The 26,172-nt window shown below is 54.2% G+C and carries 25 protein-coding genes; 13 read left to right on the forward strand and 12 right to left on the reverse strand.

Annotated features, from left to right (window positions below):
• The 9 genes from KO116_RS20250 to KO116_RS20290 form a co-directional block, all read right to left on the reverse strand.
• Nucleotides 1–783 (reverse strand): sulfite exporter TauE/SafE family protein, encoded by a 783-nt coding sequence (locus KO116_RS20250; RefSeq protein ID WP_035565226.1) that lies wholly within the window; start codon nt 781–783, stop codon nt 1–3.
• Between the two features lie 21 nt (nt 784–804).
• Nucleotides 805–3,099 carry an ATP-dependent DNA helicase gene (locus KO116_RS20255; RefSeq protein ID WP_035565224.1) on the reverse strand — a complete coding sequence of 765 codons (2,295 nt, stop codon included), beginning with the start codon at nt 3,097–3,099 and terminating at the stop codon, nt 805–807.
• The gene (locus KO116_RS20260) at nt 3,096–4,787 is read right to left on the reverse strand and encodes a VRR-NUC domain-containing protein (RefSeq protein WP_035565222.1); all 1,692 of its coding nucleotides are present in this window, start codon (nt 4,785–4,787) and stop codon (nt 3,096–3,098) included. Before KO116_RS20260 ends, KO116_RS20255 begins: the two co-directional genes overlap by 4 nt.
• Nucleotides 4,788–4,855: 68 nt before the next feature.
• Nucleotides 4,856–5,206, reverse strand: coding sequence for a hypothetical protein (locus KO116_RS20265; protein WP_035565219.1), 351 nt, complete (start codon nt 5,204–5,206; stop codon nt 4,856–4,858).
• Between the two features lie 101 nt (nt 5,207–5,307).
• Nucleotides 5,308–6,342, reverse strand: coding sequence for a histone deacetylase family protein (locus KO116_RS20270; protein ID WP_035565217.1), 1,035 nt, complete (start codon nt 6,340–6,342; stop codon nt 5,308–5,310).
• Nucleotides 6,343–6,351: 9 nt separating this feature from the next.
• Nucleotides 6,352–6,651: a GIY-YIG nuclease family protein gene (locus tag KO116_RS20275; RefSeq protein WP_235272444.1), complete on the reverse strand. Its 300-nt coding sequence runs from the start codon at nt 6,649–6,651 to the stop codon at nt 6,352–6,354.
• Nucleotides 6,648–10,148: a putative bifunctional diguanylate cyclase/phosphodiesterase gene (locus KO116_RS20280; protein WP_035565215.1), complete on the reverse strand. Its 3,501-nt coding sequence runs from the start codon at nt 10,146–10,148 to the stop codon at nt 6,648–6,650. The genes KO116_RS20275 and KO116_RS20280 overlap by 4 nt, the downstream gene beginning before the upstream one ends.
• Before the next feature lie 36 nt (nt 10,149–10,184).
• On the reverse strand, nt 10,185–11,162 hold the full coding sequence (locus tag KO116_RS20285) for a Bug family tripartite tricarboxylate transporter substrate binding protein (RefSeq protein WP_235272447.1): 978 nt from the start codon (nt 11,160–11,162) through the stop codon (nt 10,185–10,187).
• 70 nt (nt 11,163–11,232) lie between these two features.
• Nucleotides 11,233–11,706, reverse strand: coding sequence for a YchJ family protein (locus KO116_RS20290; RefSeq protein WP_035565210.1), 474 nt, complete (start codon nt 11,704–11,706; stop codon nt 11,233–11,235).
• A 186-nt stretch (nt 11,707–11,892) separates the two neighbouring features.
• Between KO116_RS20290 and KO116_RS20295 the strand changes: the two genes are divergently transcribed.
• On the forward strand, nt 11,893–12,204 hold the full coding sequence (locus KO116_RS20295; RefSeq protein WP_008957053.1) for a hypothetical protein: 312 nt from the start codon (nt 11,893–11,895) through the stop codon (nt 12,202–12,204).
• Nucleotides 12,205–12,285: 81 nt separating this feature from the next.
• On the opposite strand, the gene argE is transcribed toward KO116_RS20295, so the two are convergent.
• Nucleotides 12,286–13,449, reverse strand: a complete 1,164-nt coding sequence (argE, locus tag KO116_RS20300) for an acetylornithine deacetylase (RefSeq protein WP_035565208.1) — start codon at nt 13,447–13,449, stop codon at nt 12,286–12,288.
• A 231-nt stretch (nt 13,450–13,680) separates the two neighbouring features.
• Here argE and ugpB point away from each other — a divergent pair, with 231 nt between their 5' ends.
• The 7 genes from ugpB (at nt 13,681) to KO116_RS20335 (ending at nt 20,068) form a co-directional block, all read left to right on the forward strand.
• Nucleotides 13,681–15,006 (forward strand): sn-glycerol-3-phosphate ABC transporter substrate-binding protein UgpB, encoded by a 1,326-nt coding sequence (gene ugpB / locus KO116_RS20305; protein ID WP_035565206.1) that lies wholly within the window; start codon nt 13,681–13,683, stop codon nt 15,004–15,006.
• A gap of 65 nt (nt 15,007–15,071) precedes the next feature.
• The gene (ugpA, locus tag KO116_RS20310) at nt 15,072–15,956 is read left to right on the forward strand and encodes a sn-glycerol-3-phosphate ABC transporter permease UgpA (protein WP_035565205.1); all 885 of its coding nucleotides are present in this window, start codon (nt 15,072–15,074) and stop codon (nt 15,954–15,956) included.
• 38 nt (nt 15,957–15,994) lie between these two features.
• Nucleotides 15,995–16,837: a sn-glycerol-3-phosphate ABC transporter permease UgpE gene (gene ugpE / locus KO116_RS20315; RefSeq protein WP_035565202.1), complete on the forward strand. Its 843-nt coding sequence runs from the start codon at nt 15,995–15,997 to the stop codon at nt 16,835–16,837.
• A gap of 2 nt (nt 16,838–16,839) precedes the next feature.
• Nucleotides 16,840–17,895 carry a sn-glycerol-3-phosphate import ATP-binding protein UgpC gene (locus tag KO116_RS20320; RefSeq protein ID WP_035565201.1) on the forward strand — a complete coding sequence of 352 codons (1,056 nt, stop codon included), beginning with the start codon at nt 16,840–16,842 and terminating at the stop codon, nt 17,893–17,895.
• 90 nt (nt 17,896–17,985) lie between these two features.
• Nucleotides 17,986–19,230 (forward strand): RNA polymerase sigma factor, encoded by a 1,245-nt coding sequence (locus KO116_RS20325; RefSeq protein ID WP_035565199.1) that lies wholly within the window; start codon nt 17,986–17,988, stop codon nt 19,228–19,230.
• A gap of 82 nt (nt 19,231–19,312) precedes the next feature.
• Nucleotides 19,313–19,675 carry a YciI family protein gene (locus KO116_RS20330; RefSeq protein WP_035565197.1) on the forward strand — a complete coding sequence of 121 codons (363 nt, stop codon included), beginning with the start codon at nt 19,313–19,315 and terminating at the stop codon, nt 19,673–19,675.
• 21 nt (nt 19,676–19,696) lie between these two features.
• Nucleotides 19,697–20,068 (forward strand): DUF1428 domain-containing protein, encoded by a 372-nt coding sequence (locus tag KO116_RS20335; protein ID WP_035565194.1) that lies wholly within the window; start codon nt 19,697–19,699, stop codon nt 20,066–20,068.
• 150 nt (nt 20,069–20,218) lie between these two features.
• On the opposite strand, the gene KO116_RS20340 is transcribed toward KO116_RS20335, so the two are convergent.
• Nucleotides 20,219–20,668 carry a DUF305 domain-containing protein gene (locus tag KO116_RS20340; RefSeq protein ID WP_035565191.1) on the reverse strand — a complete coding sequence of 150 codons (450 nt, stop codon included), beginning with the start codon at nt 20,666–20,668 and terminating at the stop codon, nt 20,219–20,221.
• A 259-nt stretch (nt 20,669–20,927) separates the two neighbouring features.
• Here KO116_RS20340 and phnD point away from each other — a divergent pair, with 259 nt between their 5' ends.
• The 4 genes from phnD (at nt 20,928) to KO116_RS25535 (ending at nt 23,574) form a co-directional block, all read left to right on the forward strand.
• Entirely contained in the window at nt 20,928–21,836 is a 909-nt protein-coding gene (gene phnD, locus KO116_RS20345; protein WP_052703813.1) for a phosphate/phosphite/phosphonate ABC transporter substrate-binding protein, read from the forward strand.
• A gap of 112 nt (nt 21,837–21,948) precedes the next feature.
• Nucleotides 21,949–22,755, forward strand: a complete 807-nt coding sequence (phnC, locus tag KO116_RS20350) for a phosphonate ABC transporter ATP-binding protein (RefSeq protein ID WP_035565188.1) — start codon at nt 21,949–21,951, stop codon at nt 22,753–22,755.
• A 61-nt stretch (nt 22,756–22,816) separates the two neighbouring features.
• Complete coding sequence (locus KO116_RS20355) at nt 22,817–23,368, forward strand: PhnE/PtxC family ABC transporter permease (protein ID WP_200897117.1); 552 nt, start codon at nt 22,817–22,819, stop codon at nt 23,366–23,368.
• Nucleotides 23,365–23,574 carry a PhnE/PtxC family ABC transporter permease gene (locus tag KO116_RS25535; protein ID WP_200897118.1) on the forward strand — a complete coding sequence of 70 codons (210 nt, stop codon included), beginning with the start codon at nt 23,365–23,367 and terminating at the stop codon, nt 23,572–23,574. Before KO116_RS20355 ends, KO116_RS25535 begins: the two co-directional genes overlap by 4 nt.
• Nucleotides 23,575–23,727: 153 nt before the next feature.
• Here KO116_RS25535 and KO116_RS20360 read toward each other — a convergent pair whose 3' ends face one another.
• A complete protein-coding gene (locus KO116_RS20360) occupies nt 23,728–24,720 on the reverse strand; it encodes a porin (protein WP_045812193.1) in 993 nt (330 codons plus the stop codon).
• A gap of 31 nt (nt 24,721–24,751) precedes the next feature.
• On the opposite strand from KO116_RS20360, the gene KO116_RS20365 reads away from it, so the two are divergent.
• Entirely contained in the window at nt 24,752–25,957 is a 1,206-nt protein-coding gene (locus KO116_RS20365) for an IS256 family transposase (RefSeq protein WP_035565815.1), read from the forward strand.
• Nucleotides 25,958–26,172 lie beyond the last annotated feature (215 nt).

The following is a 26,172-nucleotide window of genomic DNA, read 5'->3' on the forward strand; positions in this document are numbered from 1 at the left end:
TCATGCAGGCGGGTGAATCAATCCCACGACACTGACCAAAATCAGCACCGCGCCCAGCACACGGAAGAACAGCCCGGTGTCCGCTTTGAGCATAAAGCGGTGGGCTTTCTCGCCCACCAAATGGCCAATAAAGGCACAGGGCAGCAGCCACAGTTGGTGGATTAACTGTAGATCCACCCCCGCGATCAAGAACGAGACCATCTTGATCATCACTAGGATAAACCACAGCACAAACATGGTATCCCGCAGTTGCGCTTTGGCCACGTGGGTGGCGAACACCGCCACAATCAACGGCGCGCCAATCAGCGACGTACCGCTGACATAGCCCCCGAGTGCCAGCAGCACGTAGTCAACGTATTTGTTCTTGCTCTTGAACGGCTTGTTCAGCACATAGCCAATGGCATAGATGATCACAATGCCGAAAATGATGCTGGTCATGACCTGTGCGGGAAGCGTTAACAGCCCCACCACCCCGATCAGCTTGGGGATGATCATGATTTTCAGGGCTTTAGTTAGATAGCCCCAATCGATATTACTCTCTGGCGACGTGTTGCCAACACCCGCTTTCTGCAATTGGCGATGGCCGCTCCAGGCAATCCAACTGGAGAAAATCAGCAGGTGAATGGCAATAATCGGCAAGAACACCAGGGGCTCGTTGACCACCAAAAGCAGGAAAGGTAGCGCCAGCACGGCACCGCCAAAGCCCAGGCTAGTTCGCACAAAACCGCTCCAGGCAAAAATTAGCCCGATCAGCGCATACTGGTACCAGAGTAGATCCGTCATGGCTCGCGTTAGGGTCCTAAATTAGGGGTTGGGGTTGCCCAGCGACCACCAGCTTGGCAATAGCGCACGCACGCTGGCCTGGGCAAAACGGTCATCCATTAATACCACAACGCCCTCATCTTCAGGACTGCGAATCACTCGCCCTGCGGCCTGCACCACCTTGATCATGCCGGGAATGCGATAAGTGTAATCGTCACCTTTACCAAAGCGCGCGTTTAGCCGTGCTTTAAGCGCTTCGTTAAAATCGTTAAACGGCGGCAGCCCCAGCGTGGCAATAAAAGCGCCAATCAGCCGATCACCGGGCAGGTCGATACCTTCCGCAAAGGCGCCACCCAACACCGCAAAGCCGATGCCTTTTCCGCCGGGCGTAAAGCGCGCTAGAAACGCTTCACGCGCAGCCTCGGGCATGCCACGGGTTTGGCTGAAAACAGGCACGCCTGGGTGCGCCTCGCGAAAGTGGTTCAGCGCGGCTTCCAGGTAGGCAAAGCTGCTGAAGAACGCCAAGTAGTGGCCTGGCTTGCGCTGATACTGCTGCGCCATGGTCGCCACCATCGGCTCAATCGACGCCTCTCGATCACGAAAGCGGGTCGAAATATCGCTGCGAATACGCACTTCAAGCTGGCGCGCTGAGAAAGGAGAAACGACCTCGCGCCAGGGCGTATTCTCCGGCAAACCCAATAGATCCCGGTAGTAGTGAGCAGGATTTAACGTGGCTGAAAACAGCACCACGGAGTGCGCAGTGTTAAACCTTGCGGCCAGAAAATCGGCGGGTATCAGATTGCGTAACCCGAGCACGGCCCGCCCGCGGCCATGGCGAGTAATATCACACAGCGAGTGCTCACCAAAGCGCTCTGCCAAGCGGCAAAACGCCAGCGCCTCAAACAGCAGTTCTTGAAGTTCAAAACTGGTTTGCTCGGGGTGCTCGCCAAGATAATCAGTGATGGCAGACCCTACTTGCTGAGCGGCGGCCACCAGCTTATCAGGCAGTGCCGTTAGCAGTCGGTAGGCTGGTTTACCCTGACCACCCTCATTTTCCAGCTCCGCGTCTTTAACCACATTTTGCCACTGGCGGGCTAAGCGCCCCAAAGGCCCCGCCAGCGCTTTGGGAGATGACCGGCGTATGCGATTGAAGCGTTGTTGATCGAGCTCAGCGCTGTACATGCCGCGGGTGCGCTCCACCAGATTATGCGCTTCGTCGACCAGCACGCCCGTTCGCCAATCGTTGGCCTGGGCCAAACCGTGCAGCAGGGCGTGGCTATCGAACCAGTGGTTAACGTCACCGACGATCATATCCGCCCAGCGCGCTAGTTCCTGGCTGAGATAATAGGGGCAAACATCATGGGCCAACGCCACCTCGCGCAGCGCTTCGCGATCCAGCCACCCCTCTTCCACCGCCGCTTGACGGGCAACAGGTAAACGATCGTAAAAACCGGAAGCTAACGGGCAAGACTCGCCATTGCAGGCGCGATCGGGGTATTCACAGGCTTTTCCCCGCGCCACCAGCTCAAGCACACGCAAGGGCTGGGCTTCATCGCTCTGGCTGGCGCGCAGCGTGGCGAGGGCATCCAACGCCAAACGGCGGCCGGGGGTTTTCATGGTCAGAAAGGCGATACGATCCAGCTGCTGCCGCGGCATTGCCAAAAGCATGGGGAACAGCGTGCCCAGCGTTTTACCAATGCCGGTGGGCGCCTGGGCGAGTAGGCAGCGCCCGGTACTGGCGGCTTTATAAACGTCTTCGGCAAGTTCACGCTGGCCGGGGCGGAATGCAGCGTGGGGAAAGCGCAGGGTTTGTAGGCCAGCATTCCGGCGCTGGCGATGGTCTGCCTCCTGTTTCGCCCAGCTAAGAAAGCGGCGGCACTGGGAGGCAAAGAACGCCTGCAGCTCGGCGGCGCTGGCCTCTTGATTCAATAGCGTCTCTTTGCCGCTGGCAATATCCAGGTAAACCAGCGTCAAGTTGATCTGCTCAAGGCTTCGCTCTGCACATAGCAGCGCGCCGTAGACTTTTACCTGCGCCCAGTGGAGGGCGCGCTGATTATCCGCCATGCGCTCCAAGCTGCCGCGATGGGTTTTGATCTCTTCCAGGCGATTGGCCACGGGGTCAAAACCATCCGCTCGGCCCGTGACGACCAATCCCTCAAAGGTACCCGACAGCGGCAGTTCGGCAATATAGTCTGCCCCGCGTCGGCTAGTGACAAGGGTATGCCCTTCAATGCCTTCCCGCGCGCTGGGCGCTGGGGTAAAACGGTGATCGAGATCCCCTTCACGGGCAGTGAAATCACACAGTGCCCGCACCGCCACGCGATAGGTCGCACTCATACCTCAAGCTCGTCGCTGGCGATCCAGCGCACGTAACACACTGCGACGGGCATCTCATGACGGTGAAAAAATGTCAGCCAGCGGCGCTGGTTATCCTGCAACCGATCACCGGGGCCTTTGACTTCGATCATCCGGTAGCGCGGTTCGCCAGCCGACGCGTCAGGCATAAACTGAATCAAATCCGGCAGCCCTGCCCGGTTGGCTTTCAAGTCGCCCAGCAGCCGCTCAAAACAGTGTCGAAGGTGCTCAGGTGGGATACATGCCAGTGCGAGCTCAATGAGCGCTTCATCAACGATTGCCCAGTGAACAAACGGCGATGAAAGGCCCGCTTTCTCGCGCCAAGTCGTCTGAATGACTTCGCGGTAGCTGCCGTCTTCCAAGCGCGCTAGGCACGCATCGAAAAGGTCACGCCGACGCGCCACAAAATCGTCGCGATACAAATCCGCTGGGCCATTATGAAAAGGGTGGAAGAAAGCGCCCGGCAGTGGAGCAAAAATAGCCGGCCAACAGAGCAAACCAAACAGCCCCGTGATCAGGCTGTTCTCCACATAGCAGACGGGTGCCTGGGGCTCGCTAAGGGTTTGAGCCACGGCGCGCTCAACGCTTTGCGGCCCCGGCAATTGCAAGTCCCAACGCTCATGGACGGGCTCCGGGTCACTCGGCGAAGCAGGCAGTTTAAGCCGCCGCTGCAAGCGTGGCAGCAGCCGCGCCAGCGCTTGGTGCTCTGTCTCATTGGGGCTGCTATTAAGTGCCTTGCTCGCCAATTCAAAGGCAGCCCGATGCTCGCCCTGCCTTTCCAACACCCGAAGCTGGCGTATCCGCGCTTCACTGCTGTTAGAGTCGCGATAAAGCGTCAGCGCCAGCGCTGTATCTCCGCTACGCTCTGCCTCTCGGCCCAACTGCAGCAGCAACCGTGCACGCCGCGTAGCGAGCCAACGGTTATCCACGCGCGGCGGCACCTCAATATGTAGATCAGGAGGCAATTCTCCTGCATCAAGACGTTGACGCAGTTGATGGAGCGCTAAGTAGGTATCCACTTCCTGACGCGATTGGAAGGCGCGCGAGTGCGGCGTAAAAGACACCGTCTCAAAGCGTTGCAGCCCCAGCTCGGTCAATACGAACTCCGCCCAGTCCTGTCGCAGGTTGCCAAAAAACATCAGCCGCAGCCGGTCGCAGGTCTCCATTACCTTGAGACGCACGATTTGATCGCTGGCATCAGGCCACCATGCTTGTAAGGGTGCGGTGTGTGTCAGTTGGCTCGTTAAGGTGTCGTAGAGCACCGCTTTAGCGCTAGACACGCTAAGCCCAGCGGCATGTATCTCATCGGCCAGCAGGTGGCGAAGTTCTGCAAGGCGCAGCTGGTTAAACAGCTCATCGACGCTAAGCGCCGGATCGCTATCGACCCAGCCCAGCGCGACCAGTGGCGCTATCGCCTCAGCGCTGTCGCCCACCTCGGCATAGCTTAATTTGCTGAGCCTAAACAGCTCGCCTTTACGCATGACCATGCGCACCAGCAGCGCTTGCGAGGCCTGGGGTAAACGCTCGAACTGCTCAAGAAAAGTAAGCTCGTCTGCAGCCAGCAGATCAGCATGGCGCTCGCCCACCCAGGCCAAAACGAAGCGAAAGTTCGTCAGGTAATAGTAGGGATCATCGAGCGAGGCGGTAGGCGTATCGAAAGCACTGTTCATTTATCCATTGTATCAGTGCTATCGTTTTGCCGTCATGGGGATTAACGGGCTTGGCTATGAAAGCGCTTTTACCCCACCCGGTGCTGCTTGAGCACGGTAAGGCTTCGCTCTTCTTCGCTTAATGCTTCTGTGCCTTGGGTTGGCACAGGCGCTTGGCGGGTACCGACTAACACGTACCATTCCGCTTCTGAAAGGTAGGTTTGGCACCAGCGGCCAAGTTCGGCGGCGCTCTCCTCGCGGCTAGAATCACCGCAGCGGTAGTCGTTCGCCAGATGGAGCAGATCTTGACGCGCGGTACGCGCACGGGCATTGCCCCCGTGTACTTTTACCAGCGGGCAGCGTCGGTCATAGGCGGCGTTGGTTAACGCATTAAGCCAACGCTCCAATTCATGTGCCTGAATTCCACCATACACTGCCACGCTTGAGCTCCCTGCCCGTTGAAAGGGCAATAGCCTGCCCGATTTAGGGGCCGCTGTCACGGTTAACCTTTACCCTTATTTAAATGTAGTTCCAGGCCGTTTTATAGCGCCTGTTTAAAACCTTGTAACACGTTGACTACATTGACACCGATTTCATCTACCGCATAGCCTCCTTCCATCAGAAACACACAGGGCAAACCCGCTTGCGCCAAACGTTCACCTAACAGAGTGAAGTCCGCGCTGGTAAAAGTGAAGGCACTTATCGGGTCGCCCTCAAAGATATCGACCCCTAGCGATACGATTAAACACTCGCACTCAGCGGCTTTCACCTGCGCCAACGCCTGCTCCAGTGTGGCCATCCATGTGGTCACGCTGGTACCGGGCGGCAACGGGTAATTAATATTAAAGCCCTCGCCCTTACCTTCGCCGCTTTCATCAGCGTAGCCCAAGTAATACGGAAAGGTTACCTCAGGGTCTCCGTGTAATGAGATAAATAGAACATCGTCACGCTTGTAGAAAATCTGCTGGGTACCATTGCCGTGGTGAAAATCGACGTCAAGAATGGCGACCCGGCGCTTGCCTGCATCCAGCGCCCGCTGGGCGGCAATAGCGGCGTTATTAAAAAAGCAGTACCCGCCGAACTGATCAAACGCAGCATGGTGGCCTGGCGGACGACACAGGCCAAAACTGGGTTCGCCGGTTTGTAGCGTATGCTCTACCGCACCTAACGCCACGTCTTTACTCGCCATCGCGGCTTCAAAGGTGCCTTCTGAAATGGACGTTTCTGCCGCCAGTGCGTAATAGCCTAGCTGACCGCTAACGGATTGCGGAATGCGGTCACCGCGCATGGTTCGGGCGGGCCAAATATTGGGAATCGCCTCCCCCTCATGCCCAGCCGCTTGCCACTCTTTCCAGCAGTTGGCTAGAAACGTCACATACGCCTCATCGTGCACCGCCAGCACCGGCGCCAGCCCATAGGCAGCGGGCGCTCGAATATCGCCAAGCCCAGATTGACGGAGATGCTTTAGCACTAAATCCAGGCGTTCCGGGCACTCAAACGGGGTGACCAACGCGCCGTCATGTAGCTCTGTACGCGCTTGGCGTAAGCGGCTGCCCTCTGAATAAAACGTCAGCATTCCGGCTCCTTAATGGACATCTAACTGAACAGGCCACTGTTTGGCCCAGCGGCGTTTTTGACTCGGCGTTTGCTGCTTTAACTGATACTCAGCTCGGCTGGCAGCGGCGCGGTCTTCAAACGGCTCGGCGCCCAGCAGCGCAACGGGCGGATTCGCACGGGTATAACGTGCCCCTTTGCCTGTGCAGTGCGCTTGATAGCGCTTCGCTAGGTTATTGGTAATGCCCGCGTAGGTACCGCGTCGGCACTCCAGCAGATAAACATACCACTGATTTTCAGCAAGCTGGCTTTCGCTTGGCAAGCTAGTCACTCGTTTGTCTCGTAATAGGGAATTGAATCGGTCGATAGCGAGGCAATAAAGTTTTTCAAGGCCTCAATTGGCATTGGCTTCGCTAGCCCAAAACCTTGAAATATATCGCATTGGTAGGACATTAGGCGTAGATGCTGCTCTTCAGTCTCGACGCCTTCCGCTACCACCCTTAGCCCAAGGTGGTGAGCCATGGAAATAATGCCCTGCACGATGGCGGCATCATCGCCGCTATGGGTAAGCTCGCGGATAAAGCTACGATCTATTTTTACTGTGCTGATCGGCAGGAGTTTTAAATAGCTTAAGCTTGAAAATCCGGTGCCGAAATCATCGATCGATACGCTTATCTGCATACTCCGCAGCGCTTGAAGGGTATCAATCGCCGCTTCGGTATTATCCATCAGGATTCCTTCGGTCAGTTCTAAAGATAACTGTTCCGGCGGTAACCCAGTGTCTAACAACGTTTGACGCAGCGTGGTCAGAAAACTAGCACGGTTAAATTGAAGGGGTGATAGGTTAACAGCTACTTGAACGGGGCCCAACCCGCCTAGGGTTAACGCCTGCATATCTAAGCAAGCACGTTTAAGCACCCATTCACTAATCGGTATGATCTGGCCGGTGGCTTCAGCGAGCGGTATAAAACGTGATGGTGAAATCCAACCTTTACTCGGGTGTTGCCAGCGTAGCAAAGCCTCAACGCCCGCCAACTGACCACGCTGGTCGATCAATGGCTGATAATGTAGCTGGAAGGCCTCCCGCTCGATGGCTTCTTGCAACTCATTGCGTAACACCATCCGCTCGCTGACTGAGTCGGTAAAAGCCTCAGTAAACCACTCATAGGCGTTACGACCCTGCTGCTTGGCTTTGTACATCGCCATATCGGCCTGCTGAATCAGCATTTGCGGCTGTAGGGTAGTGTCTTGACTGAGCGCAATGCCAATACTGGCAGTGAGGTAAAGCTCTTGTCCGTCTAGGCAATAGGGTCGCGCCAATGTCGTTAGCATGCACTCTACACGTTCTACGATCTGCGCTTCTTCTGTGATATTGGTAAGTAGCATCACAAACTCATCACCACCTAACCGCGCCACTGTATCGTTTGACTCCACGCTAGCTTGCAGGCGTCTAGCGACCTCTATTAGTACTCGATCCCCTACGGCATGGCCGAGATTATCGTTTATCGGTTTGAAATCATCTAAGTCCACAAACAGCACCGCTAACCGCTGTTCGCCTTGCTGTAATAGAGTAAATTGCGCCAGCAGCTTTTCTTCAAACAGGGCACGATTGGGTAACCGCGTTAAGTCATCATGGCTTGCGTGATAAGCCAGCCGCGCTTCATACGCTTTATGTTTAGAGATATCGTGCTGAACGCCCACAAAATGGGTAACGCGCCCCTCTTGATCTCGCACTGGAGAAATATATAAATCGTTCCAAAACGGCGTACCATCTTTGCGATAGTTGCACAGGGTCACGTGCACATCACGCTGTTCAGCCAAGTGAAGACGAATTTTCGCCACAATGGCAGGATCGCTTCCACTGCCCTGCAGAAACCGGCAGTTTTGACCGATAACATCTTCCTGCGTATAGCCCGTCATGGTGGTAAACGCTTTGTTCGCATACAGGATGGGCATATTAGGCAGATTGGCATCAGCGATCAGCACCCCGTTAACACTGGCTTCAACACTGCGCTCCAAGGTGCGTAATTGTGTTTGCTGAGCACGGCTGATAGTCACGTCTTGAGCAATGCCGTAGATGCCGACAACGTTGTTATTGATGCTAATCGGCAGGGCAATCACATCTAAAAGATGGGACTCCCCGTTACGATCAAGGATAGAGAGATCAAAACGAGTAATCTTTTCCTGGATGGCAATTGCAAAATGCTGATCGACACGCTCTTTGTCGTCAGCATTAATAAAATGGGTGAAATGCTGATCTAGAATTTCGCTCTGCGTATAACCGGTGATGTTAACGCAACTCGCGTTAGCGGTAACAAAGCGGCCTTCGCTATCCAGTGAAAACACCGCATCAGGATGATAGGTAAAAAGCGAGCGGTAGCGTTGTTCGCTCTCCGCCAGTGAAAGCTGCGCCGCTGTTAACTCTCTAGCGCGTGCGATGCCTACGCCCACCAACCCTAAACTAAATGCCAATAGCCAGCTGAGTAGCAGCCCTCCCATGGCAACGGTGACTGGCATAAAGCTCATCATATACCAATTATAATGAGCGCCCGGGTAGGCGTATAAGGTGAGGTTAATCCCGCCTGGCAAGCCGGCATGCCGCGATGCCAACGCCATATCCGGCGTTAAAACGGGATCAGCACTAAACCCTGACGGGTGTAGTACGAGCAGCGGCTTCGTTGCACGATTAACACTGACCTGAAAAGGCCCTAGCGCCATTCGCAGCTCATTGTTAAGCAACTCTGCTATATCAAACGTCGAGAGCAACTGCTGCCCGCTGCTCTGATTAGAAATAGTCATCAATACCCGCTGAGGTTGGCTCGCATCAGGAATCATCAAGCGCGGCTGGCTGAGTGGAGCGTTCAACCAGTTATTTACTCGCGGCTTGGTGATTTGCTGTTGAAACCACGTTTCCTCATCCAAAGTGCGGGTGGTTGACCACAAGAGCTGCCGCTCTTCATTGAGTAGCATGATGGCTTTTAAGCTGGGCATATCGCGCAGATAATTCTGCGCATCAGGCACCAACCAAGCCGCATCAACATCGCCTTCTGCTGCGTTCAATCGCTCGGCCATACGCTGCATCTGATGTAAACGGGCACGCGTTGCCTGCTCAGCATTGAGCTGTACATTATCCAGTAGATACATAGCCTGTTGATGCGTGGCCGCATGCTGCTGCATGCTGAGTAGTAGCCACGCAACGCTACTGATGGCGACGCCGGACAACGCAGCAACGATAGCCCAACGACCTGGATTAAGAGGTGCTGGCTGTTTACGCCCACCAATGGCAATCAGCGCACTTCCCAGCAGCACGGCAAAAACCACCACTGCCACGGGTGAAGATGAAAAAAGCGGACTCTCTGCTTCGATGCCACCCCATAAACGTGCAATGACTAAGCCTGAAAAGAGCCATAAAATAAGGCCCGTCGCCAGCCATAAACAGCGGCGGCGAAAGGTAGCGAACCCAATAAATAAACAGAGCGCCACCGCGAGTAGCATCACAGCGGCTATCGACGTAATACGCGGCTGTCCTGTTAACCATGAGCCTTCCTGCCCCCCCGCCCATTGATTGTGCGCCAGGGTATACACCAGCATTGCCATCAATAAACATGCGCTGAGACGGCGTAGCCATCCCCAATGTTGCAACGCTGCCAACAGCCCTATACCTAATAGCAAGGTTGCCACGGCAGCGTCAGGCACCAGGGTTACCGCGAACAACGAGTACTGCGCGCCAATACCAAACATTAGCCCTGCCAAGCCCATGAAGAGTAGCGCGGCAGCGACCATTAAAAGCAGCGTTTCCAACGCCAGATCACGGGTATTAATCGGCATGTGCTACGGAACTCCTACTTAGCACGACACTGATGGCTAACGTTCAAACGCGACGCTTTCCGACAGCGACTTTAACAGCGTGTACTGATGGTTAAGATAATTGGCATAGTCGTTAAGCGGACGATAGTCGATTAGAGAGCCATGACTATGTTCAATAGTGCGCGCCAGCTTTGGCTGAGCCAGCGCTTGCTCAAAGGCATTGGCCAGTATCGCTAATCTTTCGGGGGGAGTGTTCAACGGTGCAAAAACACCCCTGTCAGTGGTATTCACCAGCTCGATATCCTGCTCTAGTAGAGTGGGTACTGCTGGCAACGCGGTTAACCTAGTGTTGCTTGCCACGCCCAACGGCGTGAGTGCATTGGTAGCGAACAACTCACTCGCTGAGGGCAGGTTAAGCATCGCAAAATCGATCTCACCAGCCAGTAATGCGGTCACTTGTGATCCAGTATCAGGGTACTGAATGAACACTATTTCTTGGGCATCAATACCCGTTTGCTGGAAAAAATGCAGCCAAAAAAAATGGTCAGTGGAGGTGGGGACTACGCCAAACGTTAACGGTTCAGCCTGCTCCGCGACTAACGCAGGAATATCACTGGCACGTTGAGCAGCGTGGCCGGGATAGGTAGCGGGTATGTTCACTGTTCGCGTGAGTAGTGCAACAGGCGCAAAGGCATGATGAGAATAAGCAGACAGCTCCGCAAAGTATGCAAGGTCGATGGTTTGGTGACTGCCTAGCAGTGTATGACCATCGGCCTCTGCATCTTTGACAGTTTGTGATCCACGCGTCGCACCACTGCCCGCAATATTAACGATATTGATCGCGGTATCTAGATAGGTTTGTGCTTCCACAGATATGTCACGAAACAGTACATCGGTGGCACCCCCAGGGCCAAAGGGTATGACTAGCGTAATGTCGGTGTCGGGAAAGGGATTATCTGCCAGCGTGGTAACGCTCCAGATGCATAGCCATGTTCCCATCCACGCTATAAGCGCCCTTTTTAAGCGTTTGTTCAAGCCACCCTTTCCTCTGAGATGACTTAACGCTAACCCCTTTTTTGGGCTCATTTTTATTAGTGATTCGCGCCTACTCACCACAACATAACTTTAATTTACGCCCACTGCCACATAAGCATGAGTCATTGCGGCCGGGTTTTAGTCGGGTAAGCGTGGGGGAGCCATCCACATACCACCAACGCTGCTGCTCGTGCACGAAGCGGGACACCTCTTCCAATACATGCCAGCGTTTTCGCCCATGCCCTCGTTCATAAAAAAATGCCCGAAAATGCACCTGACCACTCTGCGCAAGCGCTGGCTCGGCGCTCACAACCACCAGTCTCTTCCACTTGGTTTCAGGATCAGGCGCAAGCTCTGCGGGCCGTGTGGTGGGGTGCCACGTGGCCAACAGATAGTCGCTTAAGCCTAATGCAAAGGCCGAATAGCGAGAGCGCATTAGCGCTTCAGGGGTAGGCGCTATCTCGCCTTGATGGTACCGGCCACAGCAGATAGTCAGCATTAAATCGCTACCACAGGGGCAACTTACATCAGTCGTGCGGGTCATAGCTTAGGCTCTTTAACGTCATCTTCTATAGCCTAACCGATACATCCTATGCGCGTCGCCCGACGTGTATCACTATTGTTTCGATTTTCATGCCACGTTAGGTATATAGTAGTGGGGCAATACATTCAGACGACGGAGTACGAATCACGATTGATCATTCTTTCCAAAATTTTTGGAGGTTCTCCTATGAAGGTCTTTAAACCGGAATGGCAGTGCACGTTTAGCGTAAACGAAGGCGCGGAAGAATCAGCAACTTGGAAAGAGAAAATCGCGTGGCGGCTCAGGGGAGTTGCGGATCGGCTGGAAGGCGGCGGGCGCACGGTAAAAATCGATTATCGCGTGACGCCAGCCGTTAGCCCACAGGAAGTGGACACTTGCTTAGGCAAGGGCTTCGAAGTAACTCAGCGCCTGTTGACGCAGTTAGCCCAACAGCAGGCGTGCGAAGATGTGATGCGCCATGCAAAAGCTGAGCTGTTTGAACAACATCCTCAGCACTGAAAAAACGACATGGTATGAAAGCACTACAAAAAATCCCACCCCATTAACCGGGTGGGATTTTTTTGGTCAGTTATTAGCTAATTAGGTGGGCTTCTCTAACGCTTTACCCATTTTCGTTAGAAAACCCTCGCACGCTTCAAGCTGCTCGATATCAATATACTCATCGGGCTGGTGCGCTTGGGCAATGCTGCCAGGACCGAGAATAATGGTTTGTAAACCCTGGCCCTGAAACTGCCCCGCTTCTGTAGCGTAAGCCACCGCATGGTTGCAGCAAGCGGTAGGCAAGTGGTCTTTAGCCAAGCGAAGCACATGGTCGTTATCGCGATCCGCTAGCCCCGGAACTGTGACGTTAAGGGGTTCGGTGGTGATATCAACGTGCTTGCCTTTGGCCTTAAGCTCACCGGTTAGCTGTTCACAAAACGCCTCAAAGCGCGCGTATATCTCATCGAAGGTATCGGTCGGCAGGTGACGGATTTCCCACTCGAACTGACACTCCCGCGCCATAATATTGATGGCCGTTCCGCCTTTTATTTTGCCCACATGCAGGCTGGTGTGAGGCACGTTAAAGGCTTCATCAACTCGCCCCTCTTCGACCAACGCCGCCATGGTGTCTTCAATAAAGGTGACGAGTCTTGCCGCCACGTGAATGGCTGAGGTGCCTTGATTCACTTGGCTGCTATGAGCTTCCTGGCCAGTCACCGAAGTGCGCAGGTTGGTAGCGCCTTTCTGCGCGACCACAGGTTGCATGCTGGTGGGCTCGCCAACAATCACATGAGCGGTGGTGGAGTAGTGCTCGTAAAAGCGTTTAATCAGGCTGGGGGCGCCCACGCAACCGATCTCCTCATCGTAAGAGAAGCCGAGATAAATGGGCTGTTGCAGAGGGGCTTTCGCCCAATTAGGCACCATCGACAAGACGCAGGCGATAAAACCTTTCATATCGCAGGTACCCCGACCGTAGAGCCGCCCATCATCACCGTCGCGCAGGGTAAAGGGATCGCTCGACCAAGGCTGCCCTGCCACCGGCACCACATCGGTATGCCCGGAAAGCATTACCCCTCCAGGCGCGTCTGGGCCGACCCTTGCGATCAAATTGGCCTTGGTGCCGCAGGGGCTCATCACCCGCTCGGCGCTAACGCCAACCTCGGCCAAATAGCCTTCAACATACTCAATCAGCGCCAAATTGGATTCGCTGGAGGTGGTGTCAAAGGCAACCAGTTTTTCGAGTAGAGCGATAGCGTGAGGCATTATGTTCTCTTTCCAAAATAGCTTTTCAGCAACAGCTTTTTAAAAGTAGCTTACCGCTAACCCTAACACCCCTCAGATACTTCGCCTACTCCGCCCGTCGCGCCAGCTGTCATCTTGTATTCACCTTGCCTTCATCAAAACGTCACCTACACTTTCTACTGTTCAGTGCATCCAACAAAACTTAATAACACACTGCACACCTGATTAATTTCAGGCCCACAAGGAGCTGTTATGTCTCGTTTATCACTGCACGCGCTTGCCGTTGGGGTGGCGACTGCCAGCCTAAGCTTATCCGCCCAGGCCGCAACGGAAGTTAGCTGGTGGCACGCCATGGGCGGTCAGCTCGGCGAAATTCTTGAGGGCATCACCGAGGATTTTAACCAGTCACAAGACGAATATCAGGTCACGCCCAGCTACCGCGGCACCTATGCCGAAACCATGACCGGTGCCATTGCCGCTTTCCGTGCCAACGAACAGCCACATATCCTGCAGGTGTTTGAAGTCGGCACCGGCACCATGATGAACGCCAAAGGCGCCATCTACCCAGTATATGAACTGATGGAAGAGCACGGTCGCGCTTTCGATAATGAGGCCTTCCTGCCCGCCGTGGTCGGTTATTACACCGATACCAATGGCAACATGCTCTCTTTCCCGTTCAACTCTTCTACGCCGATTATGTACTACAACCGCGACGTATTTGAGGAAGCGGGCCTTGACCCTGAGCAGCCGCCCGAAACGTGGGAAGCGCTGGCCGATGCCTCTCGTCAAATCGTCGAATCCGGGGCGGCTAGCTGCGGTTTCACTTCTTCTTGGCCTAGCTGGGTAATGCTGGAAAACTTCTCCGCCATGCATAACTCGCCGCTCGGCACATTGGAAAACGGTTTTGGCGGTATGGAGACCGAGCTAAATTTCAACAATGAGCTGGTCGCCCGCCATTGGGATAACCTACACGACTGGCAGGATGAGAACATTTACCGCTGGGCTGGCCCCGGCACCGGCCCGGATTCCGAGCCGATGTTCTACTCCCAAGACTGTGCGATCTTCTTTGGCTCCTCCGCCTCTCGCGCTGATGTCGCCGCTAACTCAGAATTTGAAGTCGGCTTTGGCATGCAGCCCTACTACGACGACGTAGAAGGTGCACCGCAGAACTCGATTATCGGTGGCGCAACGCTCTGGGCACTTCAAGGCCACAGCGATGAAGAGTATGCAGCTGTTGCCGCTTTCTTTGAGTACCTCTCTCAGCCTGAAGTACAGGCAGAGTGGCATCAGCAGACCGGCTACTTACCCATCACCCAAGCCGCTTGGGATTTGAGTGAAGAGCAGGGTTACTACGAAGAGAACCCCGGTGCGGATATTTCTCTGCAGCAGATGACGCTCAACGAGCCGACCGAGAACTCGAAAGGCCTTCGTTTTGGCAACTTCGTACAGATTCGCGACATCATCTCCGAAGAGATGGAAGCCGTGATGACCGGTGGTAAATCAGGTCAGGAAGCCGCAGACGACGCGGTAGAGCGCGGTAATGCGCTGCTGCGTGACTTTGAATCCGCCAACCAGTAAATAAGCACTTACTTCGCCGCCTGCCCTTAGGGTAGGCGGCGCTTTCGTTTACATGCGAGCTGCCCATGCAAACTAAACGCATGACGTTTCCAGGGCGATGGCTGCCTTTCGCGCTGCTGGCGCCCCAGGTAATAGTTACTCTGATCTTTTTTATCTGGCCTGCGGGCCAAGCGCTGTACCAATCGCTACTGCGTGAAGACGCTTTTGGGCTGCGCTCTACGTTTGTGGGCCTGGAAAACTTTGCCCGTCTGTTTCGCGACGGTAGCTACCTCAATTCGATGTCGGTGACCGCCATATTCGCTGTTGGCACCACGCTGGTATCAATGTCGGTGGCGCTACTGCTGGCTAGTACTGTGAACCGGATGATTCGTTCACGCAGCACCTACACCACGCTCCTCGTTTGGCCCTACGCCATTGCGCCTGCGATTGCCGGTGTTTTGTGGTGGTTTATCTTCAACCCTTCCATCGGCATCGTGCCCTATATGCTGGAAATGGTCGGTTACCAGTGGAACCACCGCAACTCGGGGAGCGACGCCATGCTGCTGGTCATTCTTGCCGCGGCCTGGAAGCAGATCTCTTACAACTTTCTGTTCTTTTTGGCGGGTCTACAGTCTGTTCCGCAATCGCTCATTGAGGCAGCCTCAATTGATGGCGCCAGCCCTATCAAGCGATTCTGGACGATAATTTTCCCACTGCTTTCACCCACAACCTTCTTCTTGATGGTGGTTAACGTGGTGTACGCCATGTTCGACACCTTCGGCATTATCCACGCCACTACACAAGGCGGACCGGCTCAGTCGACCAATATCTTGGTTTACAAAGTTTACGCCGATGGCTTTGTAGGCCTCAATTTGGGTTCTTCCGCAGCTCAGTCGGTGATCCTCATGGTGATTGTGGTGGTGCTCACGGTGATTCAGTTCCGCTTTATTGAGCGGCGCGTGAACTATTAACAAACGTACTATTAAATCGGCCTCGTTGGAGTGTTGTCATGGTTGAAAATCGCCCATGGGCCAATTTTTTCGCCCATACCGTGTTAATCATCGGCGTCGCGCTGGTGGTCTTTCCGGTTTATATCGCCCTGGTGGCCTCGACCCAGGCGCCGGGTGAGTTAATGCGTGGCACCCTACCGCTGCTGCCCGGCAGCCATGGAATCGAAAACTATACCCAGATGTGGCAATCGGGCATATCGTCAGCGAACTCCCCGCCTGCCGCGCTGATGCTTTGGAACAGCTTTGTGATGGCCATGGCCATCACCGTGGGAAAGCTGTCCATTTCGCTACTTTCCGCCTTTGCGATTGTCTACTTCCGTTTCCGTTTTCGGATGTTCTTCTTCTGGCTGATCTTCGTCACCCTGATGTTGCCGGTTGAGGTGCGCATTATCCCCACCTTTCAGGTGGTCGCGGACCTTAATATGCTCAATAGCTTTGCCGGGCTGTCGATACCATTGATTGCCTCAGCCACCGCGACCTTTCTGTTCCGACAGTTCTTTATGACCATTCCCGAAGAGATGCTCGAAGCCGCCCGGGTCGACGGCGCCGGGCCGTTCAAATTCTTTAAAGATATCTTGATGCCGCTCTCCGTGACTAACATCGCGGCGCTGTTTGTGATCATGTTTATTTATGGCTGGAACCAGTATTTGTGGCCACTGCTGATCACCACCGACCCCGACTACACCACCATTGTGATGGGCATTCAGCGCATGACCTCGGAAGAGAACCCACAATGGCACCTGGTGATGGCCGCAGTGGTGATGGCAGCGCTGCCACCGGTATTAGTGATTCTGTTTATGCAACGCTTGTTTGTGAAAGGCCTGACCGAGACGGAGAAATAAGAATGACCAGTATTACCTTGGAAGGGCTAAAAAAAACCTACACCGGCGATGTTCACGCCGTCAAAGGCATCGACTTACACATTGAAGACGGTGAATTCGTAGTACTGGTCGGGCCTTCCGGCTGCGGCAAATCTACCCTACTGCGCATGGTGGCGGGGCTTGAAACCATTACCGAGGGCACGCTCAAAATCGGTGACCGGGTGGTCAATAAGCTGGAGCCCGCCGAGCGCGATATCGCCATGGTGTTCCAGAACTACGCGCTCTACCCGCATATGACGGTGTACAACAACCTTGCTTACGGCCTCAAGAACCGCGGGTTTAACAAAGAAGACATTGAAAAGCGCGTGCGAATTGCCGCCAAAATGCTCGAGATCGAAGAGTTTCTGGAGCGCAAACCGCGCAAGCTCTCTGGTGGTCAGCGCCAGCGGGTGGCCATGGGCCGCGCCCTCGTGCGCGAACCTGCGGCGTTTCTATTCGACGAGCCGCTCTCCAACCTGGATGCCAAGCTGCGGGTGCAGATGCGCGTAGAGATCAAACAGCTGCAGCGGCGCCTGAAAACCACCAGCCTGTATGTGACCCACGACCAGCTGGAAGCCATGACACTGGGCGACCGTTTAGTGGTGCTTAACGCCGGGCAGATTGAGCAAGTCGGCACACCCATGGAGATCTACGCCCGCCCCGCCAGCATGTTTGTCGCCGGGTTTATCGGCTCCCCTGCCATGAACATGCTGCCAGTGGATTACTTGAACGAACAAGGCGCCAACGGGCTGCTGGATAACCTGCCCGACGGCACCGATGTCGTCGGCATTCGACCGGATGATATGCATCTAGCGCCGCCGACCGCGCCTCACCTAATTGTCGACTCAACGCTGGCGCTGTTTGAAGCCGCGGGGGCCGAAAGCCACCTGTATGTGACCCTCGCCGATAGCGACCAGCCTACAGTCATCCGCGTTTCGGGGCAGCCGCCCGTTGCCGAAGGCGAAACCCTGCGATTTTTTGTGACCCGCGACGCCCTGCATCCTTTCAACAGCGCCACGGGAAAACGCACCGGGGATTGAATACCTATCCCCCGAAAGACAAAACAAGAAAAACAAGTCAACGGAGAAACCATGGGCTACGTTTGAGATAAAGCTTACGGACCTCCCTTGATGAGTACTGAACCTTCATACGTCGATGACCTGTATCGTGAGCACTCCCGGCGCGTGCAGGCGACGCTGATACGCCTGCTGGGGGATTTTGAACTAGCCGAAGAAGCCATGCAGGATGCCTTTGTGGCGGCGGTTCAACAGTGGCCGGTTAACGGCAAACCTGACAACCCCACGGCATGGCTAATTCGCACCGGCTACCACTGCGGAATCGACCAAATCCGCCAGCGCAGTACTGCTCGCCGTCGGGCTCACTTGCTATTACCCACAGAGCGGTTACCTACAGAAGAGACGCTGGATCTTGAGCTAACGGCTATCGAAGATGACGCCTTGCGGCTGCTATTCACCTGCTGCCACCCAAGTTTGAGCATGGAAGCACGGATTGCCCTGACGCTTCGCGAGATGTGCGGTTTGACCACTGAGCAAGTAGCCAGCGCGCTACTGATGAAGCCTACGACGCTGGCTCAGCGTATCGTACGAGCCAAACGAAAAATTCGCGATGCGCATATCCCTTATGCAGTCCCTACCCAGGAAGAATTACCTGAGCGCCTACCTGATGTGCTCCAGGTCATCTATCTGGTCTTCAACGAAGGCTACTCACGCAGCACGGGCGTTAGCGTGGTCGATATCAGCCTAACCCAAGAAGCCATGCGCCTGGGTAATGAGCTGGCACGGCTACTGCCCCAGGGTGAAGTGTTTGGGCTGATGGCTTTGATGCTGCTTAATGATGCCCGCCGGGATGCGCGCCAGGATAGCGAGGGTGAACTGGTGACACTGGATGCTCAGGACAGACGCCTATGGCGCCAAGAGGATATCCAGGTCGGCATTGCATGGCTGGAACAGGCGCTGGCGCTCACCCCTACCGGGTACTACACCCTTCAGGCGTCGATTGCCGCCGTACACGCCCAGGCTAGCCGCGCTGAGCAGACCGATTGGGGGCGTATCGTCAGGCTTTACGATGCCCTCTGCCGTCGTTTTCCATCACCCATCCTGGCGCTGAATCGTGCGGTCGCCATTGCCATGAATGGTGCCCCCGATACCGGCCTGAAGTTACTCGACGACATCGCTCATCATCCGCAAATAAGCCGCTATTATCTCTTTTATGCCGCTAAAGCGGATTTACTGCGTCGCCAAGGCCAGCATGTTGCCGCGCGCAGCGCCTATCAACAGGCACTGCTATTGGTCACCCTGGATCCAGAAAAACGCTTTTTGAACCGGCGATTGGCAGAGCTCGAAAATTCCCCCTAAAAAAATGCTTAGGCTATGTCGATTCAAGACGATGCCAAACGACTAAAGAGAGTCACTACCCTGACCAACCAGGAGGCTCTCAATGAAGTACGTTGCGCTGGTGTATTACCAAGAGCAGATTATCAACGCCATGAGCGAACAGGCATGGCACGACCTCAATCAGGAGTGTATCGCCGGGGTAGAGCGCTTAAGCACCAACGGCCACTACCTGGCCGGACAAGCGTTACAGCCAGTAGAAACCGCTACCACCGTGCGTGTACGCGATGGCGAGACGTTAATCTCCGATGGCCCCTTTGCGGAAACCAAGGAGCAATTGGCGGGTTTCTATCTACTCGAAGCCCACGACTTGAATGAAGCGCTGCAGCTGGCTAGCCGCATCCCACCCGCCCGGCTGGGTAGCATTGAGGTACGCCCCGTTCGAGAACTCCCCTCTAAAGCAGAATAAAACAGTAATAGGAGAACAGCCATGAGCAAGCTTACACACCCTTATGTAGATGGTTTCGTCGCTGCCGTGCCCAGCGCTAATAAAGATGCGTTTATTGAGCATGCCCATGCCGCGGCCGTTGTTTTCAAGGAGCACGGCGCACTGCGGGTCGTGGAGTGCTGGGGAGACGATGTCCCCGAAGGGGAAGTGACCTCCTTTACCATGGCGGTCAAACGCAAGGATGACGAAAGTATCATCTTTTCCTGGATAGAGTGGCCATCGCGGGCCGTGCGTGATGAAGGAATGGCCAAGGTCATGCAGGACCCGCGCTTGCAGATGGACGTTAATCCAATGCCGTTTGATGGCAAGCGACTCATTTTCGGTGGTTTTAAAAGTATCATTGATGAGGAGTGACAGGGCACCGGTCGACATAAAAGTTGGGAGCGCTCTGCATGAACCGATGGCATGGCGCCTTCCAACCCAATGTCCGGCCGACTACCTGCCAACTGAATTTCGACAATCTTGTCCTAACCTACCCTCCAGCGGCGGTTTCACTAAACGTTATTACTCATCTTCAAGATCCGCTATTAATGCTTTCATTTCTGCGATCTCTTCCCGCTGGGTCTCGATAATCGAGTCGGCGAGTTCGCGTACGCGGGGATCGGTTATCTGAGCACGCTCACTGGTCAGAATGGCAATAGAGTGGTGTGGAATCATCGCCTTCATATAGGAAACATCATCCACCGTCTGCTGGCTGCGCACCAGCCACAGCGCCCCGGCAAAGACCACGATGCTGCCCACCAAAATAGCCAGGTTCACGCCCTTTTTGGAGTACATATCAAGCATGAAACCCAGCATGACCACTGCCATCGTGGCCCCCATGACAATAGCCATGTAAGTACGGGTTTCACTGAAAGTGACATGGTCTAACTGGTAAGTGTTCAGGTACATCAACCCCAACATGATCACGGTCGCCGTCACGATCATAGCGCCGAAACGTAAATACATTTTCATCGCCCTCCTCCTTGAACCAATTATCGGAGTTACGAGTGTAGATACTGATTCGTTACTCTGCCGAACCATGGCGCTGGAATCACCCTTTATGGCTAGCTCCATATTCATGCCTTGGCACCTTAGCAATAAAGGTGGAGCAAAGAGGCTGTCATAAATCTGTGACGAGAACGTCATCTTAACTACACCTTACCTTCATTGTCGGCTGCCACTCTAACTACCACTTGAATATAGACATATTTCGCCGACAGGATGACGACCAATGCATAAAGCCAATATTTGTAAACTGAGTATTCATAACGCAGCTTTGAGCTTGGCTATTACCGGGGTTGCCGCTTTTACGGCGCCGTCGGTGCTGGCCAATGACGATTTACGCAATGTTTGCCCTAATCCCATTCGCATGGCCGATACCGGTATTGAAGGCATGGGGCCTCTAGAAGACGCCTTCGGCCCCTTCGCCGAAGCGTTTGAAACAACGACTGGCCTTGAACTGAAGATGTTCAGCCTCAGCAACCGCACCGCCGCGGGTACCGCATTGCAGTACGATGATGTTGAGCTTGTTTTCGCAGGTCCTTCTGAATTTGTGCTGTTCGATCGCGAAAGCGATATTGAAATTCTGTTTGCTATTGAGCGTCCGCACTACGGCAGCAGCTTTTTTGTCCCCGTCGACAGCGATATCGAAACGCTTGAAGACCTGGAAGGCCGCCGCGTGGCGCTGAAAGATGTGGGCTCTACAAGCGGGCATATTTTTCCCAGCCAGATGTTGGTCGATGCGGGTTTAGACATTCAACGCGACCTGGAAATTATTATGGCTGGGGATGCGCGCATTGCCGCACTGGTCAACGGTGACGTCGATGCCATGGGCGGCGGCAACCGGGATATCGATGAGATTCAAGCTATGGACCCCAACGGTGAGTATCGCGTTATTGCCCAAAGCGATGTACTGCCCGGTGACCCAGTCGTTATGCGCGGCTCTTTGGATGATGCCTGCAAAACAGCCCTGCGCGAGTCACTCAGAACCAATGCCGACACGCTTTGGAATGCGCTGATTGCAACAGATCGCAATGAAGATAAGTTTTTAAACCGCGACTCATCACTCGGCTTTGACCGTACCAACGAAGATTACGACGTGGTACGCCGTGCCTACGAAGCAGCCGGCATCGAACTCTAAGCCCCCCCATTTTTTCGCTACATACCAGCACAGGGATGTGCTGCTTATAAGTAGGTTTGACCATGAACATTGAACGTATCCACCTCCTGTCGTTAACGCAGGAGGTTTTTTTATGAAGGCCATCAGCGTCCACAATCTGCAAAAACACTACGGGCAGTTGCACGTACTGCGTGGCTTAACACTAGAGATTCCCCAAGGCGAATGCGTCATTTTGTTAGGTGCAAACGGCTGCGGTAAATCGACTTTAATGCGCTGCCTTAATGGCCTGACGCCTCACGATCAAGGCGAGATCACCATTTTGGGCGACTCCCTCAGCCACCTTTCTAATTCTAAATTGCGTCAACTACGGCGCAAAGTGGGCGTGGTTTTTCAGCAATTTAACTTAGTGCAAAACGTAAGCGTTTTTCAAAACGTGCTGTATGGCGCCATGGGTCAACAACGTTTAGGGCTACTCTCCTCACTTGCTTGCTTTGCCACTAATGAGTTACGCGAGCGCGCCATGGCATCGCTTGAGCGCGTTGGGTTAGCGCACAAGGCCCACGCCGATTGCCGTGAGCTTTCCGGCGGGCAACAACAGCGAGTGGCGATTGCCCGAACGCTGATGCAAGACGCTGAGATCATAATTGCCGACGAACCAATCGCTAGCCTCGATCCGAAAGCTGGTAGAGAAATCATGGACTTGCTGCTGGATGTGGTGTCAGAGCGACGCTTAACCGTGCTGTGCACGCTGCATCAGTTGGAGTTAGCCCAGCAGTACGGCGACCGAATTATCGGTATGAAAGCGGGCCAAATAGTCCTCGATACGCCTCGGCAGGACGCAGCACTTGCCACTATGCAGCAACTTTATCAGGGCGATGTACGGGTCGACCAAACCTCTGCTCAAGACGCTGTTACCACCGCCATCCCCTCTACCCGCTAATATCGAGAGCGCTATGTCTATACAACGTCGTACCTCATCTTCTCTTCCACCGAGATTTGCTATGCCCTCCCCGTTTACTTGGGGTGTGGTGTTGGTTTTTTTAGCGCTGTTTATTCAGGGCGTGATGGCCACCAACTTAACGCTGGAACGCCTGCTGCGCGGCGGCGTCAATTTAGTGCACTTTATTGGGCGCGCCTTTCCACCCGACCTCGCCGATCTTGATGTGCTGGCGTGGTCAATGTATGAAACCCTTAATATTGCCATTGTGGGTGTCACCATTGGGGTTATTTTGAGCATTCCTTTCTCGCTACTGGCCGCTCGCAATACCTCGCCAGCGCCCTGGATTCGCTCCATCACTCGTCTAATCATTGCCACTATGCGCACTATCCCAGACCTTATTTGGGCGCTTATTTTTGTCGTAGCGGTTGGCTTAGGGCCGATTGCAGGGGTGCTCGCGATTGTGATGGACACTATCGGCTTTGCAGCTCGATTTTTTTCGGAGCGCATTGAAGAAGTTCACCCTGGCCCATCGGAAGCGTTGAGCGCCACTGGCGCAGGTAGGCTGTCAGTGATCGGGGCGGTGCCATTTTGCCGGAAACACTGGCGTCAATGACCGCCACCAGCCTTTATAGCGTCGAAAAAGCGCTGCGCTCGGCGGTGACACTTGGACTGGTAGGTGCTGGTGGCATCGGCGTAGAACTAGCGGCCGCTATGCGCTTATTTAATTATGACCGCGCGTTAACCATTATTTTGGTTATTCTGGTCGTTGTCATTGGCTTTGAACAACTCTCCTCGCAAATCAGAAAACGCGTCATTTAATATATCAAAACCATTAAAACCATATTAAAGACAAAGTAAAAACCGGTGTGGAATCATCCACACCGGTAAAGATCGAAACATGCGAGCTAACTAAAAGCTAAAGAACTAATACAAAAAACTAATGCAACACTACCGCTAACATCACTCTATTAATTAGAAGTGATAGCGAGCGCCTAATGCGTAGTACATATCTTCTTCGAAGTCATTTACAGCATCCAGGTTACGATCGTTCAGTTCGAGGAACATATCGAAATTACTCGTCAGCTTGTACATTGACCCTAGCGCCCAAGCGTTACGCTCATCGCTAGCGCCGTCTACGTCGATGTTGTAGTAATCGGCGAAGAACTTCCAGGAATCGATAGCATACGTAGCACCAACGCCGATTTTATCGAAACCACCACCGTTAACATCGTCATCCCCACGGGTTTCATACCCTACACGGGCAGCGAAAGCATCTGTAATAGCAAATTCGCCCGTAGCGCCAAAACGCACTTCACCGTTACCGCCACCACGTACCGTATCTTCCACATAGCCAAGCGCTAAACGAGCTGGGCCTGTTTCGTAGACAACACCACCCTGAGTGGCGATAACGGACCCTTCGGAAGTCTGCTCGGCTTCAGTCAAACCACGCTCAGAGAAGTGCTTGGCAGAAATAACCGCCTGAAAACCACTCATTTTAGGCGTTTTATAGCCAATAGAGTCGCCGCGTGCCTGGGTACCACCACCCGCAAACTCATAGCCGCGCTCAACGTAGACATCGAACGGCGTCATAACGTAGTTATCGTAAAAACTGTTGTAATTACCGGCCATGAAAGTACCGAACTGCTGGCTTTCCAGCCCCAGGTAGCTGTTACGCACCTCATCGAAACCAGAAGATGTATTACGCTCATCACCCGTAAAGCGCCACTCTACCCGGGCGAATGCACGCAGGTCAGAGGAGATCTGATGGCCAGCGGTAATCCGCAGACGGGAGCCGAAATTGCGGAACTCTTCGCCGTTATCAACACCGTCATCAACACCGCCGCCTTCAAATCCCATGGCAATACGGCCGTAGATTTCGAGATCGGTACCGTCTTGGTCATAAACGGTTGCTGCTTGTGCTGCAGAGGCTGCCAATAGACGGTAGTGTTCAGAATTCTGTGTCATTTCTTTAGACTGAACCGAAAAGAGATGACTTATGACCAAACCTATGTTCGATATGGATGCCGCACTTCAAGCTCTGCGTGAGGGCAAAGACCTCACCGGCAAAGACGGTATCCTGACCCCGTTGATCAAGCAACTCACCGAAGCCGCCATGCAAGGTGAGCTGGAGGCCCATCTAGCCTCGGAGGACACAGCCAACCGCAAGAACGGTTCCAGTCGCAAGACCATGAAAGGGCCGACTGGCAGCTTTGAGCTGGACGCACCGAGAGACCGGACCGGCTCCTTCGAGCCCCAGATCGTCAAGAAGCACCAGACCCACCTTACTGACGAACTGGAACGTAAAATCATTGCCCTGTTCGCACTCGGTAACAGCTATCAGGACATCCGTACGCACATCGCCGAGCTGTATGGTGTTTCGCTCTCCAACGGCACCATCAACGCCGTCACCGACAAACTGCTACCGGAGCTGCAAGCCTGGCGTGAGCGTGACCTGGAAGCTATTTACCCCATTGTCTGGCTCGACGCCATTCACTACAAAATCAAAGAGAATGGTCGCTACGTCAGCAAAGCGATCTACACGCTCCTTGGCCTGAACATCGAGGGCAAGAAAGAACTGCTCGGCCTCTACCTCTCGGACCAGGAAGGTGCTCACCACTGGCTCAGTGTACTCACGGACCTCTACAACCGGGGCGTCAAAGACATCCTGATTGCCTGTATCGATGGACTGAAGGGCTTCCCCGAAGCCATTGAGTCGATTTACCCCGACACCGAGATCCAGCACTGTATCATTCACCAGATCCGGAACTCGATGAAGTACATTGCCTCGAAAAACCAGAAGGCCTTTATGGCCGACCTGAAAGCCGTCTACAAGGCTGCCACGCTCAATGCCGCCGAACTTGCGCTTGATGACCTGGAAGCCAAGTGGGGTGATAAATATCCCATGGTTATCAAGTCCTGGCGGGACAAGTGGCCCACGCTCTCAGCCTACTTCAAATACCCCGATTACGTGCGCAAGGCGATTTACACCACCAACGCGGTGGAAGCCGTACACCGCCAGTTCCGCAAGCTCACCAAGACCAAGGGCGGCTTCGCCAATGAGAACAGCTTACTCAAGCTGCTCTATGCCGGTATACTCAAGGCCTCTGAGCGCTGGACGCACCCCGTGCAGAACTGGAACTTGACGCTGTCACAGATGGCCATCCACTTCCCAGGGCGCTTGGAACATCACATCAGCCTATAAGGCTGGTTGGCTGACACAGAGTTTTGAACACCCTCCAATAGACCGCTAACGGCCAGGGCCAGTGTCGTTTTTTTAAACATGATTGTTCCCATTGAAGTAGTTAATGCTTGCACTTTGCGAAGGCACAATGAAGGACGAATAACGCCTCAACGCAGGGAACTTTAAAGTAGTTATATTTCATTAATCTTAAAGTTTTAATTTTTTGGGAACTTATT

It is taken from the genome of Halomonas sp. KO116 (assembly GCF_000734975.2).
GTDB lineage: Bacteria > Pseudomonadota > Gammaproteobacteria > Pseudomonadales > Halomonadaceae > Vreelandella > Vreelandella glaciei.